Here is a 23378-nt window from a genome sequence, read left to right as displayed (position 1 = left end):
AATGTCATCAATGTTGAGCGCTTAATGCCAAGCCAGTTAAGTTTTTGACCAACATGAATGGCTACTTATCATGATAATGAGTGATGTAATCAATTAGCAGACGAACCTTCTCCGGTTGATGATCTTTATGATTATAAAGCATGTAGATATCTCTTGGGTTGGCGCTCCAGTCATCCAGAATGCGAACCAAGCTACCATTTTCAAAGTATTCTTGAAGCATTATGTCCGGCATTAGCGTAATACCTAAGCCTCTTGCTGACGCTCGACGAACGACGTTGAGCGCATTCGCCTCAAATCGTGCTTTGTCGTTATTAAGAACCGTCTCGCCACTACTATTTGTTAATAACCACTTAAGCAAAGGGCTGCCTTTTAACAATGCGTGTTCAGACAAGTCGTCAGCATGAGTCAGCGGTGCTTTACTGCTCTTTAGATATTCGGGACTGGCAACGAGTATGTCTTTGACCGAATCTATCTTGCGTGCAATAAGGGTCGAATCTCTTTGAGGCCCAACTCGAAATATAATGTCCCAATCGATGGGGTCGATCTGGTCGGCATCATTACTCATCGTCAGTTCAATGTTGATGTCGGGGTAACTCGCCATAAAATCACTGAGCATTGGAAGAATGACCCGCTTAGTAAGATTTGACGGCGCAGATACCCGCAGCTTTCCTGCCGCCCCACGACAATCGTCGGTTATGACTTCAGTGGTACTAGAGAGTTGCTTTAAGATAGGAGCACACTCTTGATAGAAACGTTCACCGGCTTCTGTCAGTGATAACTTTCTCGCATGGCGATTCAAAAGTCGCAGGTTTACAGAGTCTTCAAGCGCCTGAATTCGCCGTGTAATTGTGGCTACGGGAATAAGTGTCTTTTTAGACGTTGCTGTGTAGCTTCCATTTTCGACTACAAGTCGAAATAGATTTAGATCATCAAATTTCATCAACAGCGAAAGTTCCTAATTACTTGTCCGGTCAATTTATACTGTTCTTTGTATTCTAAATTTGCTTTACGTCAATATGTGGTTCTGTTTTTAAGTAATTCCTTAACAAGATCGCATATGTTGTATAAATCAAGAATCAGAACTACCTTTTATAGGGGAATTCAATAACAATAATAAGACATACCCAAAATCAGATGGGTGAGGTTTATATGATGAATAGTCAAGCCGACTCTGTTCTTTTTGAGCAAAAGAGTCGTTTGGATAGTCGTACAATAATGTTGGTAGATGATGATCCGATTTTTCGTAGATTCACATCAGTAGTACTAGAAAAAGAAGGATATTTTATCATTGAGGCGGAACATGGCTTAGATGGATTGCAAAAACTGCGCGAAGAGGTTCCCGATCTTATTGTTTGTGATCTATCAATGCCAATACTTAACGGTATTGAGTTTGCAGAAGAGGTGAGTTGGGAGTATCCAGAAGTCCCAATGATTGTTGTTTCCGCGACGGAAGATATGTCTGATGTTGCACGTGCGTTGCGATTTGGTATTAAGGATTTTTTAACCAAACCCATCTCCGCACCAAAACATTTATTATCTGCAATCTCGAATATTTTAGATGAAGAAAATAAACACGTTAGCTCCTCTCGTGATTTTGCTAGTCAATGGTTTAGAGTCGGTGAGGAAGGGGATATTCCGGAAGACAAAGAACTCTACTGGCATTTGGACCATTTAAAAGAGAATCCGAATGCAGCAAAAGATTTACTGACGGCTTTACTGCCTGATAGAGATACCAGACAAGGTAAGTGGAGATGCAGCTATAGTTTGCTTCAATCATCAGAGAACATGCCTTTAGTATTTGATTATGCTTGGTTAATCGATGGGCAATTTGCCTTTTATCTCATTGATTCAACCACCGTCGATGGTTGCGGTGTGGCAACGTCTTTATTGGTTCGAGCATTGTTCAATGACAGTCTACGGCGACAACAATTAAGCAAAGATATGTTAGTCGAATTTGCTGAAAACCTAGAGCGGGGGATCAATTGTATTGATTCTGTCTCTTCGATCGGAGCGCTGGTAGGCATCGCTGACATGACCGATGGAACGGTGAGTATTTTACCTGCTGGTTTAGACGCGATTTGGACGGAAGGGGAAAGAAAAACGCATATAGAAGGGGGTTACCACCTTGGCACGGGTTGTGTGAAAAATGAATTGGCCGAAAACCTAAGCATCCTCTCTGGTGGCAAGTTAAACATTGCCAATATCGGGGTAAGCCATTTTAGTCTAGATATAAAACCCGATTCTACTCGCTGAATATGACCAAATAAACAGCGGAAAAAAGGCAATAAGTAGATTTATTGCACACAATGACAGGTTTGAACGTTTGCTTCCTTTTCCCTTGTTGCTCATGAGGAAGAAAATCACTAACATAATGAGGAAGTGTGCCCACTCTTCGGAGTGGGCATTTGTTTTTCTATGTTTTGGTTTGTTTAAAAGTATAAACAGAGCATAGTTTCTTAGCTTGTCACGCTAAAAATAATAATTATAAATTACAGCGATATGACACAAGCAAATCACAACAAAATTTGAATGAATATGACTACTGAAACAATCACATTAATTAAAGCAAGCATTAAAACTATTCCTGATTATCCAAAGCCAGGTATCTTATTTCGTGATGTTACAAGCCTCATGGAAGACGCGACGGCGTATCAAGCAACGATTCAACTGCTTGTAGAAAAATACCAAGATATGGGCTTCACGAAAATTGTGGGTACCGAAGCACGAGGTTTCCTTTTCGGTGCACCTCTCGCTCTTGAACTTGGTGTAGGTTTTGTACCGGTAAGAAAACCAGGTAAATTACCTCGTGCGACGATCGCTGAATCATATGAATTGGAATACGGCACGGATATATTGGAGATTCATATGGACGCAATAGTAGAAGGCGACAAAGTTCTTGTTGTTGATGATCTACTTGCAACGGGTGGTACTATTGAAGCCACTACTAAACTAATTCGTCGTTTAGGTGGTGTTGTAGAGTATGCCGCGTTTGTTATTAACCTCCCTGAAATTGGCGGTGAAGCGCGTCTTAAAGCTCTAGATCTTAACGTTTACAGCATCTGTGAATTTGAAGGTCATTAATTCGATCAACATTCACGAAGACAATCTAAGCTGGAAATATTGAATGAGTTACTTAGCCTTAGCGCGCAAATGGCGCCCTTCCCATTTTAATGAAGTTGTTGGACAGTCTCATGTACTGACCGCATTAGAAAATGCTTTAAGCCAGAATAAGCTTCATCACGCCTACCTATTCAGTGGGACTCGTGGTGTGGGTAAGACTTCTATTGGGCGCTTATTTGCTAAAGGATTGAACTGCGAAACAGGTATTACTGCAAAACCTTGTGGCCAGTGCGACACATGTAAAGAGATTGATGAAGGTCGATTTGTTGACCTTTTAGAGGTCGATGCAGCGTCGAGAACAAAAGTTGAAGATACCAGAGAACTACTCGATAACGTTCAATATAAACCAGCAAGAGGTCGCTTTAAAGTTTATCTGATTGATGAAGTGCATATGCTTTCCAGGCATAGTTTTAATGCCCTTCTAAAAACACTTGAAGAACCACCTGAATACGTCAAATTTTTATTGGCGACAACGGATCCTCAAAAGCTACCAGTCACCATCCTATCTCGATGCTTGCAGTTTCACCTCAAGCCAATCAGTGTTGATGTTATTCATCAACAACTGGATACGATACTGCAGCACGAAGGTATCGTGACCGAGCAAAGAGCATTAGGAATGATAGCGCATGCAGCCGACGGCAGTATGCGTGATGCCTTAAGTCTATCAGACCAGGCCATTGCGTTAGGGAATGGTATCGTTTCAACTGAGATTGTCTCGAGTATGCTTGGCGTGCTCGATACGGATCAAGCCATTCATTTACTAGAAGCAATGGCGAGTAAACAAGTTACTCACGCAATGTCCGCTGTTCAACGATTAGCGGAAAATGGTGTAGATTGGGATAGTCTGCTTCAAGAACTAGCCAGCCAGCTGCATCGTGTCGCTATGTTTCAGGCTCTCCCCGCATCGCTAGACAAATCCAAACCTGATGCGGAGAAGATAGATCTCTTAAGTCAATATTTAGCGCCTCAAGATGTACAGCTCTATTATCAAATTGCCCTAAAAGGCAGACAAGATTTGCCTTTAGCTCCTTCAGCTCGAATCGGGTTGGAGATGACGGTGCTTAGGATGATGGCATTTCGTCCGGTAAAAGTTGAATCAGTAAGTGCAATAACATTGCCAAGTGAACAGCGGCAAGAACCAGTAACTGTGGTGAAAACGGAGCAAAAGCTGCAATTGACGCCAACGGCTAATGTTGCGCCAGTAGAGAAAGTCGCCCCCGCTTTTAAGGTGGAAAATACATCAATAGCAGTCAATGAGCAAAAGCCGATACTGTCGCCTGCGGAAGAAAATACCTATCATTCAGATAGGCCTCCAATGCCGTCAGAAGATGATTATCCGCCGATGAGTGATGACTCGTCTACTGCTGAGTATATGGCACACGAGACCTTTCAACAGTCGATGGTTACCGAACAACACTCAGGGCATGACCCGCAGGCATCCCAAGTTGCTCAGCAATCAACGCCTATGGAAGAGATTACACCTGTGCAGAAGTCACCCATCGCAGGATTGAGACACCAGCTTCGATCAAAGCGGGCACAAGTATCAACCTCTAGCCCAACAGTGAGTAATGCCGGAAAAAAGCCTAAAGCGGCACCACCTTCCACCGCAATAGAACGCATATCTCAACATAGTGCGACTAAATTGGTGTCGCCTAATATCTCTAGTGAGCGTTCTGCTGTTGAAGTAAAGGAAGAGGAAAGTGAAAGTGAGCCTTATCAATGGAAAGCGTCCACACCACAAGTCGTTGAAGAAGAGAAAACAGAACTTACACCAACACAAATTAAGCAGGCCTTAGAGCACACTAAGACACCTGAAATGACAGAAAAACTCATCGATGAAGCCGTTAGTCAAGACAAGTGGTCAGCACTCATTCAGAAGCTAGATATCCCTAAGTTAGTGGAACAACTTGCACTCAATTCTTCCTATGAGAAACAAAACTCAACCGTTGTGTTAAGTTTGCGAGCATCGCAAGCTCACCTTAATAAAGGCAAGGCACAGAGCGAGTTACTTAGCGCACTGAATACGGTTCTGGGTGAAGATTGTCATCTTACGATAGAAGTAAGCGACAAAGGGCAAACGCCCCTTGAGTTGCGAGAGGCTATATACCAGAACAAACTCAACTCGGCGCATCAAGCGCTTGAAGAAGATAAAAACGTTCAATTTATTCAGACACGTTTTGCAGCAGAATTAGATCCAGAAAGTGTAAGGCCAATTTAAAGGGTTGAAGATACTGTAATTGACCCCATATTTAATTAGACGTGAATCGACATTAATCAACTTAACCAGAGAGAAACAAAATGTTTGGTGGTAAAGGCGGTATGGGCAACATGATGAAGCAAGCCCAGCAGATGCAAGATCGTATGCAAAAGCTTCAAGAAGAAATCGCAAAGATGGAAATCACTGGTGAGTCTGGCGCTGGCCTTGTTAAAATAACTATTACAGGTTCTCACAGCGTACGTCGTGTAGATATCGATGAAAGCTTGATGGAAGACGACAAAGAAATGCTAGAAGATTTAATTGCAGCGGCTTTCAATGATGCGGCTCGCCGTGTTGAAGAGACGCAAAAAGAGAAAATGGCATCAGTAACTGGTGGTATGCAGTTACCACCAGGTATGAAAATGCCTTTCTAAGTATAAATAGACGATATTTATGCGAACCAGTCAAATGCTGGAACAATTGATGGAGGCCTTACGGTGTCTGCCTGGGGTTGGCCCTAAGTCGGCACAACGTATGGCCTTTCATTTGTTACAGAGAAATCGAAAGGGTGGCATACAGCTTGCTGACGCCTTGTCCAAAGCAATGACAGAGATAGGCCATTGTAGTGAGTGCCGAACCTTTACGGAGGAGGAGACTTGCCACATATGTACCAATGTCAAACGTCAAGAAAACGGTTTGCTTTGCGTGGTTGAAAGCCCTGCAGATATTGCCGCTGTAGAAGCAACAGGACAGTTTTCTGGACGTTACTTTGTATTGATGGGGCATCTGTCGCCTTTGGATGGTATAGGCCCTAGTGATATTGGATTAGATGTATTGGATTACCGCCTACAGAGAGGCAACATCAATGAGGTTATTCTTGCGACTAACCCCACGGTTGAAGGTGAGGCCACTGCACACTACATCGCAGAGCTTTGCCATGCTCACAGTGTAAATGCTAGCCGGATTGCTCATGGCGTGCCGGTTGGTGGTGAGCTTGAATTTGTGGATGGTACAACCCTGTCCCACTCATTGCTTGGCAGACAAAAACTATAAAAAAGGGTTGCCGATTGGCAACCCTTACTATTTAAGTGTCAACTTAACTCTCTTCTTTACTGATTACCCTATAAACCATCGCCCCGAGAACTGCGCCAATAATAGGGGCGACCCAGAAAAGCCAGAGCTGTGACATTGCCCAATCACCTGTATACAACGCGACACCAGTGCTTCGAGCGGGGTTCACCGACGTGTTTGTGACGGGAATACTAATTAGGTGAATCAATGTCAGGCATAAACCGATAGCAATAGGGGCAAAACCAGCAGGGGCTCGATTATCGGTCGCACCTAATATGACGACAAGAAACATCATGGTCATAACGACTTCAATAACGAGTGCTGACATGATGGAATACTGACCAGGAGAGTGTTCTCCGTAACCATTTGCTGCAAATCCAGACGCGACAGCATCAAATCCAGGTTGACCAGAAGCGATAATAAATAAAACCCCTCCTGCAAGCACACCACCAATAACTTGTGAAATAATGTATGGCATAAGTTCTTTTGCTTCAAACCGTCCACCCGCCCACAACCCAATAGATACCGCAGGGTTAAGGTGACAACCAGATATATGCCCTATTGCGTAGGCCATGGTGAGTACGGTTAAACCGAAGGCAAGAGAAACCCCAAGTAAGCCAATGCCTACATCAGGGAATGCGGCGGCCAATACAGCACTGCCGCAACCGCCAAGGACCAACCAAAATGTGCCAAACAGTTCAGCAATGTACTTATTCATATTAATAGCCTTTAAATTCAGATAAATAACATGAGAACTATAGACATTAACGAGTAGTTTTGCGTTGGCATTATGGAAGCGATAGCGAAAGTAAATGCTAATTAATGTGTAGATTCCAATAAATAAGAAAAATTGTGCTGATTTATTTAGTTTTTGAACTAAAGCAGAACCCGAAAGGGAGTGCTTTAAGTAAGCCGCTCTAGTTCTTGGATATTCTCGAACGCTTCTTGGTTTGATTTGCCGCACAGTGAAGGGCAGGCTTTAAAGTCATGGCAGACTTTAGGCCGTTCAGAACGACCAAATAACTTGCAAAGGTTGTTGTTGTCTAACTGAATGCAGCGAACACCTGCGGGTTTACCATTCTCCATTCCTGGAATCGATGAAGATATACTTGGGGCGATGCAGCATGCGCCACAACCTAATCGACACTCCATACCTAACCCTTTATATAATGATAAAACGGAGCGCGATAGTAACAAAAGTCCCTTTGCCATTCAGCAACTATTTTCTTGCACTTTTACAGGTGTAGGGGTATAAAACCCGCCCAAATAGAAATTAAGTAGACTTCAATGACAAACGCATTTTGGCAAGAAAAATCTCTAGAAGAAATGACAGAAAGTGAGTGGGAATCTCTCTGTGACGGATGCGGTAAGTGTTTTTTATCCATTGACTGATATTGTCAAACTTGAAGTATACACCCTTAACGTATTGATAATTAGCTTGTTATTTTTTCATTTCCTGCCCCTTATGTTTTGACGACTGTCAATTAATTATATGTGACCAACTCAAAGTATAAACGCTTTCTGATATTCGGTTTCTGTGAATAAATATTCAACCCAACTGTTTTATTAAAAGCATTACCATAAGTATTAGCGATTGCTATTGTATCTATTGGTATGCCTTTGAACAAAATGATTAGCCTTTAGTAGTTCTCCAGTTAATATCAAACCATCTGATAGATCATCGCGACTATATACGAGCAAACTTAGGCGTAAGCCGTTACCATAGAGTCTATAAAAATATGTGAGCGGATTTATGCCTAATGATTTCAAAAAAAAATTTCGATCACTAAGCCTGAAGATACAACTCAGTTATTAATAAAAAAACAACTAAGTGGTATTGAATCCCTTATAACCAAGTTCGTACTTGTCACTCCAGATGAAGCAATAGCGTGTCTTGGCTATTCTCGCACAACTGATCCAATTGAGATTATTAAGAAAAAAAAACTAGAAAACCAGTTGTTTGCGTTTTCCTTCGGTGATGATAACAATTTAAAAATTCCAGCTTTTCAATTCTCTACTATAGGCAGAGGCATCGTTAAAGTAGTCCCCGATCTCTTCCAGATACTGCAAGGCATAAACGATTATGGTGTCTTTCAATGGCTTACCGCGCAAGATACAGATTTAAGTTGTACGCCTGCGGAAGCCATACTGTCGGAAGACAATAAAGTTTGTTACTATGACAGGTTAGTGTAGGAAAAGCATCTTACACACGTATTTGAATCTGGAAAATAATCAATCACTGACTACGCTGTATGTATAGTCAGTGATAGCACCTGCCAATGATCTGAACCAGTAGTTTTGGACACTGCGTTAAGTGAGTACAATCACTAACGAGGTGAACCATGACAAACAAGAAGAAACGTATTCTCCACTCTCCTGAATTCAAAGCCGAAGCTCTGAGGCTAGCAGAGAAAGTAGGTGTAGCTGCCACCGCAAAACAGCTCTCGCTACATGAATCTCAAATCTACGGCTGGTGTAAAGCTGCAACGAAAGACACCAGTTCTAGCCAAAGAGAAAAAAATCTTGCCGTTGAAGTAGCCAAACTTAAACGACAACTGGCCGAACAAGCTGAAGAGCTAGATATTGTAAAAAAGGCAGCCACCTACTTCGTATATGGAATCCACGGGTTTTACAAGATAAGAATGTGCAATGGATAATATACGACCAAATCGTCCACCTCGTTAGTGATTGTACTTAACTCAGTGTCCAAAACTTCTGGTGCGGATCATTCACTCAAGCCTTACTTGAACATGGCATACGGTTCTGCATGGATGAAGAAGGCCGCTGTATAAGATAGATCAACTACTTATGGAATTAGCTTGTGTGTCCAACCATTGGGGGCTATTTCTGAAGTACCGTACACTTATTGTATAACAAGCAATAACAATATAACCAATCAGAGGCACGTAGTAACTGGTTGCAATGTCCGTCATGTCAATCACGCTTGCCTGTATTAGTGGGACAACGCCACCACCAATATTACACATGATCAAAATGGCAGCCCCTAATCCTGTCAATGATCCTAGTTTCTTTATGGAGGTAGCAAAAATAACCGGATGAATGAATGAATTGCACAAACCAATCGCAATTAAGGCGACACCACCAATGAAGCTTTGGCTATGAATTGCAAATAAAAGTAGGCCACATGCAACTGTTGCCGACACCATTAATGATACTGTAGGGTTCACTTTATCTGCGATTATGCTGTAGCCAAATCGGCCTGCCATGGCGCATGCCCAGTAGATGCTAAGCATAGCCGTTGCTTTCGCCATCGAGATATTGCCAACTTCGGGGTCATGAAGGTAACTGATCGTCAGTGTGCCAATCGCTACCTCAATACCCACGTAGGTAAAGATAGCCATCGCACCAATGATAAACTCACGATGATGGCGCAAAGCTTTTAACGGAGTAAATGCAGAGCTATTTTTCGCATAGGTGAAATCTTGAATGTTAGTACGATGAATCTGAAAGGCCAGTAGTGCAATTAGCAGCGCCATTACCAAATAGATATTAGCGAGGCCCATTGTTGCTAGAATCACTCCTATACCAACGGGCGCGATTACAGTACCCAAAGAATTAATGGACGAGGTGAAGGTTAAGATCTTTACCGATGAGATCTGTGGTGTAAGTTTGATAATATATGGATTGGCGACCACTTGCATTGCGGCAATTCCAACAGCAATGATGAAAATAGCCACTAGAACGCCAGCATACGAGTGCATGCTAAACATAATATAAAACAAGATTGAACCGATCACTGTCGACATTAAAGAATACAATAACGTCTTTTTGTATCCTTTTGAGTTCATCAATATAGAAGTTGGAATACAAGCGACAAAAGGCGCAAGATAAAAGGCAACCTGTACCAGCATGGATTGCTGATAGTTCAGCGCAAAAATATCTTTAAAATACGGTACTAAAACCGCATTTGCCGAGGTTATTACTCCCCAAGTCATAAAAACAGCAGAGAGTAACGCAATTACTTTTTTGGAACTGTTTTCCATTTCGAACCTTCATTATAAAAAAAGAAATGATGTCTCCACCATTTCTTTATCTGACTCATTCACTACCAATTATAAACTACGAAAGTAATTCGATGTTTTTTAGCGCTTCTTCGCGCACGTGAGGCATCGCTTTTTTCATAAAATACAAACGGTCAAACTTATTCACTTCTTCATTCATATAGCGTCTTAAGTTGTTACCCAGTGCTTGTCTTAGGCAAGTACCAATATTGAACTTGGAAACGCGAGTACGTTTGAGAGCGAGAATGTCTTCATCTTTAATGCCGCTTGTACCGTGAATCACAAGTGGTTTATCCACAAGAGACTCCACGCGGTCAAGCAGCCCAAAATCAATCACGCTCGTTTTCTCGGTTAAGCGGTGAATATTCCCCACTGAAAGTGCCATACAATCCAAGTCACTCTCTTGCGAATATCTCTGTGCTTCTTCAGCATTAGTTAGGATGGACTTAATGTGGTCACGACCTTCTTCATAAGGAACTGAACCAATTTCACCCTCTACTGAAACACCACACGCGTGAGCAACTTGAGCAACAGCTTTCGTTCTGCGAATGTTTTCTTCCAACGGCAATTGAGAGCCATCAAACATCACTGAGCTAAAACCAGCTTTGATCGCTTGGTAGATGATCTCTTCTTCATAGGTGTGATCGAGATGAAGAACGATTTTCTGTGAGCTTTCTTCTGCCATGCAACGGAACAGGTTCGCTGCATCCCGAGGACCGTAGAAATCAATTACATCTTTATTACAAGCTAGAATGACTGGCTTTTTCGCTTCTTCAGCAGCTTCCACTACCGCTTTAGCGTCTTCATAGCCAAACACATTAAAACAGGGTACGGCGGAATTTGACGTCGCGGCATCCGGTAAAATCTCATTTAGGCTTACTAACATATAAGTTCCTATTACAATGTTATTTAAACTTACTGACCATGTCTTTGATGCCCGGAATCGTATGCACTTGGTACTCATGATGCGGGTCAAAGTATTGGATCAGTGATTTAGACTTCTCACCCACAATGATTGTGAAGTAGTACATCTCATATCCAGGTGCGGCAACGCTTGGGTGGTAGCCTTTATCAATTGCAATAACACTGCCAGATTTAACGTGGTATACCGGACCGCAATCATCTTCGTGCTCGTAAAGGAACTGTGCACCAAAGCCTTGGCCTGGGTTAAATTGGAACTGGTAAACTTCTTGATAGTTCGTTTCTATAGGGGCGCGTTCGCAATCGTGTTTATGGGCAGGGAAACCAGACCAACCACCGGCGCCTACAGTGAATAGCTCACTAACTAATAAACGACCACGTTTGTCAGCGTTGGATTGACCTAAAACATGCTTAATCTTGCGGTGCGTTTTAGTGTCATCTGAGCCGTACTGGATCTTATCCACGTCGCCCTGAACAACTGTGAATGGCTCTAGTACTTCATCGTATTTACCTCCTGCAATCATAATGTCAGCAGTATCACTAACACATTGAATTGTTGCTTCCATACCGACAGGTACGTAAACAGATTCAGGGTCACCTTCCCAAATGTTGGTACGCTTACCAATATTATCGAACGTTTCACCGTTCACTGTGATTGCGCATGTACCACCCGCAAGTACGATAACGGTCTCGTAGCCATCAACTTGATGGGTAAAAGTCTCGCCTTGCGTCAGCTTTACTGAGTTGAAGTAACATAGTGGTGTTGTCTCGTCGTTTACATCGATAATTGGTTGGTTCTTATTATCGAAAGGTGCAATGTGTTTTCCCATTTTTTTTACCTATAAAAATTAGTCTGCTCGATTCATTTGCGTGAATGTCGCCATAAAGTCTTCTAGCTGGCCTTTTGTTGGCATTGCTTCTGTACAGCTAGTACCGCTTACGTTAATCGCCGCAGCTGCAGAACCATTCGAAGCTCCCTGCTGTAGTGTACCGCCATTAATCAGTGTCCAAATCAGTGCTCCGGCAAAAGAGTCACCCGAACCAAATGGTTTTTTCGCTTCTACTCGGAAGATACCCTGAGTAAATTGCGTGCCATCTGCACAGTAAACTCGTGAGCCAAGTTCACCGGCTTTAATTACAACAACTTGAGTGTTACCACCGAGGAAACGTTCAGCAGTTTGAGCATCATCTTTATTATTTGGAGCAACGATCGTTTCCATCATGTCGAACTCTTCACGGTTACCGATCACGATGTCAGATAGACTTGCTGCAATACCATAGTAAATAGAAGCATCTACATCTGTGCGCCATGAATAAGGGCGATAGTCGATATCCATTACTACTAATACATTGTTTTTGCGAGCATATTGCATCGCTAATAGCGTTGCTTCTCGGCTTGGGCTCTCAGAGAGTGCTGTGCCTGTAACTACCAGAATCTTGCTATTGGCAATGTAGCTTTCATCAACTTGTTCTGTCTTAAGCGTCAAGTCTGATGCTTTATTTCGGTAAATCAGAACATCACAGTTAGATGGCTTCATTTCAGTAAAGGCAACGGATGTACGCGAACCTGAATCATCGACCATCATGCCGTCTAGGTTGATGCCTTGACCTGTCATGTAACCTTTTACATAACGACCAAAAGAGTCATCTGCCACACAGCCAATAAAACCAACATTTGCGCCCAAACGGTTGATCGCTACGGCGATGTTTGCCGCTGAGCCACCAACAAATTTTTCAAAGCCAGAAATATCAACAATATCTGTGTTTGCTTCTCGTGCATAAAGGTCCACACCTGCGCGACCAAGAACGATTGCATCCAATTTTTTATTTTCTTGTAGAGTAACCTTTATCATTTTTAATCCTTTATTCGCACAAATGTTATTAAATAATGGCACTACTCCTGCAATCGAAGTAGCGCTATTTAACGCTGCGCTTATAGTGCGTATTTCACCGCATATTCTTTAATGTTTTTGTACGCGATTGTTGCGTATTCCAGTGGGTTTGCTTTTGCAGGGTCTTGCTCGGCTTCAACAAGCAACCAACCTTTGTAGTCACGATCGCTTAGCGCTTGGAACACATCGTCGTAGTTCACATCACCAGTACCCGGAACCGTGAAGACACCGTCGAGAACTGCATTTAGGAATGATTTATCGGCAGAACGAGCTGTTTCCATAATGCCAAGGCGTAGGTCTTTAAAGTGCATGTGACCAATACGGTGACCCCAGCGCTTAATCATGTTTGCTGGATTACCACCACCGTATGTGATGTGGCCAGTATCAAGAGTTAGATGAACTGAAGGGCCAGTTGCTTCCATTAATCGGTTAATGTCTGCTTCTGTTTCAACAATAGTACCCACGTGATGGTGGTAAGAAAGCTTGATGTCATGCTCATTTAGCAAGTAATCAGCGACCTCTGTTAGTTTCGCACCGTAAGCTTTCCACTCTGCGTCTGAAAGAATCACGCGTTGAGAAAGTGGCTTATTAATATCACCGTGAACAGAGTTACTTACTTCACCGTAAACCATAGCTTTACAGTTAGCGGCTTTAAGCAACTTGATGTGATCTTGCATTGCCGCAATTTCTTGTTCAGGTGTGTTAGTCATCAAACCACCACTGAACCAGCCAGACGCAAGATTTAATCCGTGGCCTTGCAGTAGTGGGATCAGCACTTCTGGATCGCGTGGGTACTTAGTACCTAGTTCTGTGCCTGTAAAACCTGCTAAAGCCATCTCACTTAGGCACGTATCTAAAGGGATATCGCCGCCTAGTTCAGGCATGTCATCATTAGTCCATGTCAGAGGGCTAATACCAAACTCAACATTGCTCATTTTGAAACTCCAATATTTGTTCAAAACTACTTATTCACTCGAAACAAGTTCAATATACATAACAGAAAACAAAATGGAAAATATTTTTCATGATTTTTTGTCATAGATCTCACTAACAAAGCAGTGTTGAAATTTTGCTAATCTTTGTGGCCCAATCGACATTAAATATTTATTCATAAAAAACAAATATTTACATTCAATCGTGGTTGGATTGTGAAGATTTATAAGTTCATGAATGTAATGTAACGTGACGAGGGTCTCCTTTTATTAAGGAATCAATGGTAAATAATTATGAAAAATAATTTCTATTACTTCCATAACACTGCGGAAGCATACAATTAACAATGTCTTTATTGAGGAATAATATAGAGGAGACAGTGAGTACTGATGCTTGTCGAGCTAGTGCAGACCTAGTTGGTGTTACTGCGGTCAGTTTGATAGGTTGACAAGCAAACGCTTCAAGAAATAATACCACTGTAAATGGGGGGCTGGTCCGAATAAGTGTCAAATCATCATTTTTTGAATAACTGGCCATTTCTTCTGTTGTTTTCAAAGCTTTTGGGTTGAACCTGACTTTTAAAGAAAAGTGCGTTTGTTGTCTGATTAAAGAATGACTTCCCTTCGGTAAAAACGAGAGTTTCTCATGCCTTTTTTATAAAAGATTCTACATGTTATTTTTAATTTATCCGCGTTTTTTAATATGTGACATCAATAGATTACAACTAAGCATGTTATAAGAATTGGTTAGTTTCGTGTCTATATTAAAGCTCATGTAAAAGAAAGTGTGATCAATATCTAGATCAATAATGACTTCAATTTCCTCTATGGTTAGTTGTCAACCGTAAAAACCCCCAATCTACTCTTGATATCTATTCTCAACCTAATTGAAAAAAATTTTCCGCTTTCTTGTTTGTTGTTTTATTAATGTCAAGTCCGTGTTCTTTAACTGCAATAAAATGTGATCTTGTTCACTATATTTTATTTCTTTGTAAAATCAAATAGTTAAATGACAATTGAGAATGATTTCTATTTGACAAGGCAAGTTATCGTGACGGGCATATCATTCTATTGATAAAAAATAGATTACATATGGTGATAATTTGTTTTAAGCATTAGTATTCACACAAAGGATTTGGAAAAATTTTTTTATTTATATTCTTACTTATTCTCTCGAAACCGTGAATTAGTTAGATTTATTCTTGAAAGTTCTGCAAACAATATACAAATTTATGCAGTTCTTTTTATATTAAAATAAAAAAGGTTTTTTATGGACAGTACCTCTAATAGTTCAGGATCGTCGAATATTAAAACTTCGTTTTCTGAAAAAGTATCTTACGGGATGGGTGATGTAGCCTGTAATGTGGTTTTTGCATTAACATCAGGCTTAGTTGTTTACTTCTACACAAATGTAATGGGAATTTCAGCAATGATGGTAGGTACTATCATCATGTGTTCGAAATTCTTTGATGGCTTCACCGATTTTGCTATTGGTTTCCTCGTAGATAAAATCCACTCGCCACATGGTCGGGCAAGAGCTTGGGTGTTATGGATGGCACTTCCTTACGCCATTTCAGCAATCATGCTGTTCTCAATACCCGCCGAAGCGTCAACGTTAGTGCAAGGTATATACATATTCATTACCTATAATCTTTGTACCACTGTCGTTTACACAGCCTTGAACCTACCTTACGGCCTCTTAGCACCTCTCATGACAACTAATGAGAAAGATCTAACTAAGATCAACGTGTTCAGAATGTCTATGTCACCAATCGCATTTATGATTGTATCGGCATGTTCTTTCCCTCTAATCAACTGGTTAGGTGGCGGTCAAGATGCTTGGATTAAAGCAATCACTTTATATTCAGTGATTGCCATTGGCTGTCTAGCTTGGTGTTTCCTCGGTACTAAAGAACGCGTTAATATGGCTGCAGCTAAAGAAGCCGAAACGCTACCAGTGAAGGAAAAACTTGTTTTACTTTTCAAAAACAAATACTTCATTAACATCACGTTGTCATCTATTGCACTAGGTTTCTATATGAACTTCAGTGGCACGGGTGCAACATATTACGCGCAGTACATCTTAGGTAACAATGAATACTTTGGTTGGTTAACCATTGCGGAAACGGTACCAAAGATCCTTGGTATCATTGCGATGATTCCACTGGTTGTTAAGTTTAATTTTAGTAAGCGTGACTTAGTTTTGGGTGGTGCAGTTCTCATTGTTATTGCGCAGCTTACATTCCTAGTTACTGAACCTGATCCAATAACTGCTTGTGTTATTGCCGCTATCCGTGGTCTAGGACAAGCACCATTGTTTGGCCTGATGTTTACAATGATGGCGGATGTAGTGAACTACGGACATTGGAAAACAGGCATTCGTCTTCAGGCTGTTGTTTTCTCTGCATTTACTATCGGTCAGAAAGTTGGTGGTGGTGTGTCGTCTGCAGTAATCGGTTGGTTAATGGGAAGCTCTGGCTTTACAGGTCTAGAGAAAGAGATTCCAAGCGCAGTTCAAATGACAAATAACATGTATGTTTGGGGTATCGCACTATCTTGGACTGCAATCGTATTTTTCATGTGGCGCTACCAGCTAGACAAGAATTACTCAAATATTATGGCTGAAATGAAATCTAAAGGCATGATTGACGAAGAGCCACTCGATGACGCTTCTAAGAAAGATGACCTAATAACAAAACCAGTCTAAGCAGGGTAAACAGGGTAAAACTGTACCCTATGTGAACAAAAAAGCCCACAACAGATGTTGTGGGCTTGGACGGGTTTAGAACTCTAGTCTGTTAAGCCGGTTGTGCCTCTACTTTAGAAGTGAGCAGTAAGTCGCTATCATTCACTTCTATGGCCTTAGGAACTTTAAGGACCAAGTTGTCCAGTCCTTGCCTAAAGATCCAATCATTGCTTCCTGTAAGTGTTGTGGCGACAAGACACGCATGGTGCTGCAACTCATCAGGGTGCTGTAGTTCGGAGTTTTCGAGCAGATATTCCTGTGAAGCCACGACCACAAAGGGACATTGTATTAATTCACGTTTGACCAAGAGTAAGTCTTTTTCCCTATAACCTCGAAAGCTAGCATTTGCGGTTATCATTAAATCGTTAGTGGTTGCATGATCGAGCGCCCATGGGGTGACGTTAATATTGAAAGTCACTTGTGGGTTCATTTTTCTGTACTTTGCAATTTGATCCATTAAGAAATGGTTGGCGTAGACAGGTGTACATGCAATCTTGATGTGACCTTTTTCTGTTTCCTGAAACCCTTCTAGCTTACGGCTTATCCGCTCGGCATTATCCACTAATGGGGAAACTCCTCGTAGAGTGTTTACCCAGCCTGTGTTGCTTCCAATAAACGATTAGAGCGGCGACATCAAGTGGTACTAAAATGCTGTTCGAGATCTTGTAGCAAGCGACTACCCGCTGAGACCGAAATATTAAATTGCCTAGCTGCTGACGATATTGAACCGGTGCGGATTACGTAAACAAAAAAGGCCATTTTATCGAGCATTTCACACCCCGTTGTTGTTGGTTATTTGAACGATTAGAGATTAAACCCTCTTTTCTAAGGAAGGTAATACGGTTCACATCTAAAACCCATGATCTGCATTCAGAGTTGATTGTGAAAATTATTTTCTATACACGTATGCTTTTTTAGCTGTATCATTCAGCAAAATTGTTGTTATACAAGCTCAACAAGTTATGAAACTTGTTCTATTTTAAATATTTGTCGATAAAGTGTTAAATGCACAGTTGGTTCGATAAAATTTTATCATACAGCTTATCGAATTAAAGAGACAGGAAAGGCAAAAATGGCAGAAAATAAGCAACCACAAGATCTTGACCTGCTAAAAGAGTTGATCGCCAAGAAATATGACAGCTTGAGCGCTAGGTTGCAGCAAACTGCTGACTTTATTCTTGCAGAGCCAATGGTGATTGCAATTGAGAAGATGACAGTGATTGCTGAAAAAGCCAATGTTCCACTTTCTACCTTAAGTCGCTTTTCTAATACTATGGGTTTTTCTGGCTTTAGTGAGATGCAAATCCTATTTAAAGATCACTTCTTTAATATCCCTGTCGAGTATGAAAATCGCATTAAAAAAGCATATATCTATAACGATCTTTCTAGTAAAAGCTCACTCGATATCTTTAAGAGTTTTGGTGACGCTAACCTAGAAGCAATGAAAAACCTGCAGCATTCAGTGTCAGCAGATAAACTCAATCGCGCATTACACATGCTCAATAACGCTGAAACTATTTATATTCACGGTACTCGTCGTGCTTTTCCTGTCGCGTTTTACTTTTGGTATGCGTTGATGAAGTCTGACAAGAGTGTGGTGTTGTTGGATGATGCTGGGGGGATGCTCAAACCGCTTACCCGAGCAATGAATAGTAAAGATGTACTATTTTCCGTTACCTTTACTCCTTATGCTCCCGAGACCACTGAGGTGATCGAATTGGCTAAAGGGAAAGATGTACCTTCTATTGTGATCAGTGATTCTCACATTAACGAAATTGGTAAAAAGACCGATGTTTGTTTTGTTGTTGAAGAAGGTAACCTAATGGGCTTTCGCTCATTGAGCTCTTCTATCTATTTAACACAGAGTTTGGCAGTGAGTTTGATGTGTCAAAACACCATAATTGAATAAGCATTACTTTCTATTTCTAGGTTGCACACTACCACACCATTCCTCCTAAAATAAGAATCCTCATTGCACTTAAACGAGCAATGAGGATTCTTTGTTTGTTGCCCCCCAATACCTTAGAGGACTTCAATAAACGAGATTAGTACGGACGAGCAACAGTGCTTAACACCTCTTTGATATTAGCAGCAGCAGCTTCTATTTCAGGTTTGTCTGCTACTTGTGCCGTACCTGCACGCCACCATGACTCATAACCGTGCGTCATGGTTTTAGGTAAGATTTTCACATCAATCAAAGTTGATACTGTTTGCTTCTTAGCATCAGCTAGTGCTGCAATCAGTTCTTCTTCTGTGCGAGCTGTGTAAGTCACACAACCGTAGCTTTCCGCATTTTTAGCAAAATCCACTGGTACAGGATCACCCGTTAGTTTGCCTGTTTTCGGATCACGATGACGGTTTTCAGTACCGAAGCTACCCATGCCTTGGCTCATCTGCAGGTTGTTGATACAACCAAAGCTCATGTTATCAAATAATACGATGTTAATCTTGATACCTTCTTGAATTGCGGTCTGGATTTCAGAGTGGAGCATCATATATGAGCCATCACCAAGGAAGGCGTATACAGGCTGATCTGGGCGTGCAATTTTAGCGCCGACTGCCGCTGCAATTTCATAGCCCATGCAAGAGTAACCAAACTCCATATGGTAAGTATCTGGTTGTTTTGGACGCCATACACGTTGTAGATCTGCAGGAATAGAACCTGCTGCGCCAACAACTATTGCATCATCTTCAAGCTCTTGATTCAGAATACCAAGAACGCGAGTTTGTAATAGCTTAGAGTCTAAAATTGCAGAGTACTCATCCAGTAAGCTGTTATCAACATGACCTGAGATTTCTGGAGTAAACTCGACATTCTCGTAAGTTACGTTATCAATGCGAGCAAGCTCTGCTGTCCAACGTTGCTTCGCATCAGAGATTTCGTCGGTGTAACCAGACTGGTAACCAATTTCCTCAAGCGCCGTTGACAGTGCATTTAGACCTTCACGTGCATCGGCAACAATACGAGTACCATCAAGTTTATATGCATCGTAAGACGCTACGTTAATATTAATAAAATCAACGTCTTTGTTTTGGTATTGAGATTTAGAAGCCGTTGTGAAGTCAGTCATACGGGTACCTACACCGATAATAACGTCTGCTTCCTTAGCGAGTAGGTTAGCTGCCATTGCGCCAGTTGCACCGATACCACCACAATTCAGTTCGTGGTCATATACTACTGCTGATTTACCCGCTTGAGTCTCACCGAATGGGATATTGAACTTCTCAGCAAATGCAGCAAACGCTTCGTGTGCTTCTGAATAACGAACACCACCACCACATACAAGCATAGGTTTCTTTTTGCCTTTCATTAGTTCAACTGCATCTTGAATCATCGCAGAAGTTGCAGGACGGCGCTCAATACGGTGAACACGTTTTGCAAAGAAAGACTCAGGGAAGTCATAGCCTTCACCTTGTACATCTTGCGGTAATGAAATAGTGACAGCTCCTGTATCAGCTGGATCAGTCAGTACACGCATTGCATGGATCATCGCTGTCATTAGTTGCTCTGGACGTAAGATACGATCGAAGAACTTAGATACAGGGCGGAAGCAATCATTGGTGGTTACTGAGTAATCGTGGAACTGCTCTACCTGTTGAATTACAGGGTCAGGTTGGCGAGTAGCAAATACGTCGCCAGGTAGTAATAGTACAGGGATGCGGTTAGCTGTAGCTGTTGCCGCTGCTGTTACCATGTTTGCAGCACCAGGGCCTACAGAAGATGTTACCGCATAAATTTTCTTGCGTTTCTGCTGCTTAGCAAAGCCTACCGCGATTTGAGCCATGCCTTGCTCGTTACAGCCTTGGTGAACGATAAGCTCACCTGCATCTTGCTCTAGTGCTTGGCCAAGACCAACCACGTTACCGTGACCAAAGATAGTAAATACGCCGTGAACGAATTTTTCTTCTTTACCATCTACTTCGATGTACTGTTGATTCAAGAATTTAACCAGAGCTTGAGAAGTGGTTAGGCGGATAGTATTCATAATTCAATTTGCTCCACAATTTAGCTTTATTCTCAGCATCTTTAAGTAGGCCAAGAGCATGTTTGTTTTCATTATTTTATTACCTATGGGGCCGTCAATAGTGCATGCCCCATAGTCTCGCTTCACGATGTTGCTTAGGGGGATTAGTCCGTCAGCTCAGCTACTTTCTCAGTGCACTCGCTTTTTACCAAATTTAGGGTGATGGTCTTCTTAGTACGTGCAGCTTCTTCTGCTACTTCCGCTAGTTGTAAGGCTATCTGACCATCAATGCCGCTACAGCATGGTTCAGTGCGTCCCGCTAGGATGTCAGCAAAGTGTTTCCATTCTGCGATATAGGCATTGTTGTAACGTTCAAGGAAGAAGAACTCTGGGTTAGTACCTGTACAGCCTTGTTCACCCCAGTATTGGACAAGATTTTCAGTTTGGTTATCGACCTTCAGTAGGCCTTTCTCACCGTGTAGTTCAAGGCGCTGATCATAGCCATAACCAGAACGGCGACTATTGATAATGGTTGCGCTTGCACCCGATGGAAAACCAAGCACGATAGTTGCTGTATCTACATCACCGGCTTCACCAATTGCGGCATCTACAACACAAGATGCGTGTACTGTAATTGAAATTGGTTCTTCACCAATCATATAACGAGCCATATCTAGATCATGAACACTCATGTCACGGAACATTCCGCCAGATACTTTGCAGTATTCTGCTGGTGGTGGAAGTGGGTCACGAGAAGTGATTACCAATGACTCTGCTTTACCAATCTTACCTTGACTGAACTGTTCTTTTACGTAACTGAAGTTAGGATCAAAACGACGGTTAAAACCAACCAAGAACGGTACTTTAAATTCGTTTACTACAGCCAAGCACTCTTGGATGCGAGACAAAGATAGGTCAATTGGTTTTTCACAGAAGATAGCTTTGCCATTTTTGGCTGCTAGCTCGATTAAGTCTGCGTGTGTATCCGTTGCTGATGCGATACATACAGCATGTACATTCTCATCTGTCATTGCTTCTTCAATCGACTGGATCACCGCTTGATATTTCAGCGCAATGCTTTCTGCACCTAGTAGGTATGGGTCAATGACAGAGTAAAGATTAATTTCAGGATGGCTGTCGATAATTTCCGCATGAACTTTACCAATACGACCTGTACCAAATAGCGCGATATTAAACATAACAATTCCTCAATAAACTAACAACATGGTGACCCAAAACACGTAATTGAAAAATAATTTTCATTACGCCGAGAGTTAAACCCCTTCAAGATCAGGAGTTGAGGGTAATATAACAACAAGATTTTCATCTTTCGTTTGATTTTATTGAAAAGTGAGACATTAAGCAAAAAATATTTTCCATCGCATTGTATGCTATTCAGTAAATGAAGATACTTGGTTTATAAGAAAGGATATGAATATGAAATTTGCATTACATGGTATGTGCTCTCTACACGGAAATATTGTTAGTGATATCCGTTTAGCAAAAGAAACTGGGTACACAGGCCTAGAAATCCACACTGAAAAGCTTTGGCGCTACATCAATGCTGGCTTTACAGCACAAGATTTCAAAGCACATATGGATGCTGCAGGTATCGCACCATCAGCTATCGATATTATTGGCCACTGTGAAGCGCCAGATAAAGAGATGCAAAAGCGTATATTCAATGAAGTAGAAGTGCTGTCTAAATTTGCAAAAGAGATTGGTTGCCCAACAATCCAGCTAAACGCATTTGAAGCATTGAATGGTTTTTCTAAAGAAGACAACATTCGCCTGACTGCGCAAAATATCCGTCATATGGTTGATATTGGTGCAGAGCACGGTATTCGTTTTCAGTATGAAGGCGCAGCTTGGTGCCCTATCTCATCTCTGGATGATTACTGCCGCCTATACGATGCTGTTGGTCGTGATAACTTTGGCTTTATCCTAGATACTTGGCACTTTTGGGCGTGTCGTGGTGCAACACCTGAAGAGATGGCTCGCATTGATAAAGAACTTATCTACAACGTACATATTGCGGATGGTTCTCGCCCTGATGTAGGTCAGCCTTGGGTCGATGAAAAAGAACTTCGTGGTGTAATTGTCGGCGAAGGCGATATTCCACTGAAAGAGTGGGTTGATGCAATCCGCAGCACAGGCTACGAAGGCTTCTATTCTGGTGAGTTCCTAAATGACCAACTGTGGGAAGCTGACCACTACACCATCGCTGAAGATATGCTAAAAGGTATGAAGGCATTGATGGATTAATGCCATAAAAGATAGTTGTTTCTTATATGGTTACCAACATAAAGATAAATGCCAATCAATTTATTGATTGGCATTTTTTTTGGATATTCGTAATTATGTGAGTATTATTTAAATAGTATACTGTATTGGTACAATACTCACCAATATTAACCCTGTGTGTTTGGTGCTGCTGAGTGCTTTAATTTTGTCATTGTGACCTTTCATTTTTTGATGCCTAATAGATAAAAGCTCAACGTTCTTCATAACC

General features: G+C 41.6%; 19 protein-coding genes and 2 pseudogenes. 10 read left to right on the top strand and 11 right to left on the bottom strand.

The features are described 5' to 3' along the window. Window positions 1-61 precede the first annotated feature (61 nt). The gene (locus L3V77_RS12235; protein ID WP_275134410.1) at window positions 62-940 is read right to left on the bottom strand and encodes a LysR family transcriptional regulator; all 879 of its coding nucleotides are present in this window, start codon (window positions 938-940) and stop codon (window positions 62-64) included. Between the two features lie 212 nt (window positions 941-1152). Here L3V77_RS12235 and L3V77_RS12230 point away from each other — a divergent pair, with 212 nt between their 5' ends. From L3V77_RS12230 to recR, 5 genes are all read left to right on the top strand, one after another. After that, window positions 1153-2253 carry a response regulator gene (locus L3V77_RS12230; RefSeq protein WP_275136759.1) on the top strand — a complete coding sequence of 367 codons (1101 nt, stop codon included), beginning with the start codon at window positions 1153-1155 and terminating at the stop codon, window positions 2251-2253. 282 nt (window positions 2254-2535) lie between these two features. After that, window positions 2536-3081 carry an adenine phosphoribosyltransferase gene (gene apt / locus L3V77_RS12225; RefSeq protein ID WP_275134409.1) on the top strand — a complete coding sequence of 182 codons (546 nt, stop codon included), beginning with the start codon at window positions 2536-2538 and terminating at the stop codon, window positions 3079-3081. Window positions 3082-3124: 43 nt separating this feature from the next. Then, window positions 3125-5338, top strand: coding sequence for a DNA polymerase III subunit gamma/tau (dnaX, locus tag L3V77_RS12220; RefSeq protein ID WP_275134408.1), 2214 nt, complete (start codon window positions 3125-3127; stop codon window positions 5336-5338). Between the two features lie 80 nt (window positions 5339-5418). Beyond that, on the top strand, window positions 5419-5751 hold the full coding sequence (locus L3V77_RS12215; protein WP_195703896.1) for a YbaB/EbfC family nucleoid-associated protein: 333 nt from the start codon (window positions 5419-5421) through the stop codon (window positions 5749-5751). A 19-nt stretch (window positions 5752-5770) separates the two neighbouring features. After that, complete coding sequence (gene recR, locus L3V77_RS12210) at window positions 5771-6370, top strand: recombination mediator RecR (protein ID WP_275134407.1); 600 nt, start codon at window positions 5771-5773, stop codon at window positions 6368-6370. A 43-nt stretch (window positions 6371-6413) separates the two neighbouring features. Here recR and aqpZ read toward each other — a convergent pair whose 3' ends face one another. Further along, window positions 6414-7106, bottom strand: a complete 693-nt coding sequence (gene aqpZ, locus L3V77_RS12205) for an aquaporin Z (RefSeq protein WP_275134406.1) — start codon at window positions 7104-7106, stop codon at window positions 6414-6416. A 185-nt stretch (window positions 7107-7291) separates the two neighbouring features. Next, the gene (locus L3V77_RS12200; protein WP_275134405.1) at window positions 7292-7540 is read right to left on the bottom strand and encodes a YkgJ family cysteine cluster protein; all 249 of its coding nucleotides are present in this window, start codon (window positions 7538-7540) and stop codon (window positions 7292-7294) included. Window positions 7541-8344: 804 nt separating this feature from the next. Here L3V77_RS12200 and L3V77_RS12195 point away from each other — a divergent pair. Together L3V77_RS12195 and L3V77_RS12190 are read left to right on the top strand one after the other, a co-directional pair. After that, a complete protein-coding gene (locus tag L3V77_RS12195; protein ID WP_275134404.1) occupies window positions 8345-8581 on the top strand; it encodes a hypothetical protein in 237 nt (78 codons plus the stop codon). Between the two features lie 149 nt (window positions 8582-8730). Further along, a pseudogene (locus L3V77_RS12190) lies at window positions 8731-8999 on the top strand (transposase); the annotation flags it as partial. A gap of 187 nt (window positions 9000-9186) precedes the next feature. Here the strand turns inward: L3V77_RS12190 and L3V77_RS12185 are convergent. The 5 genes from L3V77_RS12185 to iolE all read right to left on the bottom strand — a co-directional run bounded on the left by L3V77_RS12185 (window position 9187) and on the right by iolE (window position 14158). Beyond that, window positions 9187-10392 carry an MFS transporter gene (locus L3V77_RS12185; RefSeq protein ID WP_275134403.1) on the bottom strand — a complete coding sequence of 402 codons (1206 nt, stop codon included), beginning with the start codon at window positions 10390-10392 and terminating at the stop codon, window positions 9187-9189. Between the two features lie 76 nt (window positions 10393-10468). Further along, window positions 10469-11296 (bottom strand): class II fructose-bisphosphate aldolase, encoded by an 828-nt coding sequence (locus L3V77_RS12180; protein ID WP_275134402.1) that lies wholly within the window; start codon window positions 11294-11296, stop codon window positions 10469-10471. A 19-nt stretch (window positions 11297-11315) separates the two neighbouring features. After that, the gene (locus L3V77_RS12175; protein WP_275134401.1) at window positions 11316-12161 is read right to left on the bottom strand and encodes a 5-deoxy-glucuronate isomerase; all 846 of its coding nucleotides are present in this window, start codon (window positions 12159-12161) and stop codon (window positions 11316-11318) included. 18 nt (window positions 12162-12179) lie between these two features. Next, complete coding sequence (gene iolC / locus L3V77_RS12170) at window positions 12180-13184, bottom strand: 5-dehydro-2-deoxygluconokinase (protein ID WP_275134400.1); 1005 nt, start codon at window positions 13182-13184, stop codon at window positions 12180-12182. Window positions 13185-13264: 80 nt separating this feature from the next. Continuing rightward, entirely contained in the window at window positions 13265-14158 is an 894-nt protein-coding gene (gene iolE / locus L3V77_RS12165; RefSeq protein ID WP_275134399.1) for a myo-inosose-2 dehydratase, read from the bottom strand. Between the two features lie 1267 nt (window positions 14159-15425). Between iolE and L3V77_RS12160 the strand changes: the two genes are divergently transcribed. Then, on the top strand, window positions 15426-16862 hold the full coding sequence (locus tag L3V77_RS12160; RefSeq protein ID WP_275134398.1) for a glycoside-pentoside-hexuronide (GPH):cation symporter: 1437 nt from the start codon (window positions 15426-15428) through the stop codon (window positions 16860-16862). Window positions 16863-16983: 121 nt separating this feature from the next. Here the strand turns inward: L3V77_RS12160 and L3V77_RS12155 are convergent. Further along, window positions 16984-17672, bottom strand: a pseudogene (locus tag L3V77_RS12155) (LysR family transcriptional regulator); the annotation flags it as partial. A 301-nt stretch (window positions 17673-17973) separates the two neighbouring features. On the opposite strand from L3V77_RS12155, the gene L3V77_RS12150 reads away from it, so the two are divergent. Next, complete coding sequence (locus L3V77_RS12150; protein ID WP_275134397.1) at window positions 17974-18810, top strand: MurR/RpiR family transcriptional regulator; 837 nt, start codon at window positions 17974-17976, stop codon at window positions 18808-18810. Window positions 18811-18946: 136 nt separating this feature from the next. Here the strand turns inward: L3V77_RS12150 and iolD are convergent, their stop codons facing one another. Together iolD and iolG are read right to left on the bottom strand one after the other, a co-directional pair. After that, a complete protein-coding gene (iolD, locus tag L3V77_RS12145) occupies window positions 18947-20887 on the bottom strand; it encodes a 3D-(3,5/4)-trihydroxycyclohexane-1,2-dione acylhydrolase (decyclizing) (protein WP_275134396.1) in 1941 nt (646 codons plus the stop codon). Window positions 20888-21030: 143 nt separating this feature from the next. Further along, a complete protein-coding gene (gene iolG, locus L3V77_RS12140) occupies window positions 21031-22065 on the bottom strand; it encodes an inositol 2-dehydrogenase (RefSeq protein ID WP_275134395.1) in 1035 nt (344 codons plus the stop codon). Between the two features lie 238 nt (window positions 22066-22303). Here iolG and L3V77_RS12135 point away from each other — a divergent pair, with 238 nt between their 5' ends. After that, window positions 22304-23131: a sugar phosphate isomerase/epimerase family protein gene (locus tag L3V77_RS12135; protein WP_275134394.1), complete on the top strand. Its 828-nt coding sequence runs from the start codon at window positions 22304-22306 to the stop codon at window positions 23129-23131. Window positions 23132-23378 lie beyond the last annotated feature (247 nt).

Origin of the sequence: Vibrio sp. DW001, assembly GCF_029016285.1 — a bacterium.
Taxonomy (GTDB): domain Bacteria; phylum Pseudomonadota; class Gammaproteobacteria; order Enterobacterales; family Vibrionaceae; genus Vibrio.
This window is presented reverse-complemented; position numbering and strand designations above follow the sequence as displayed.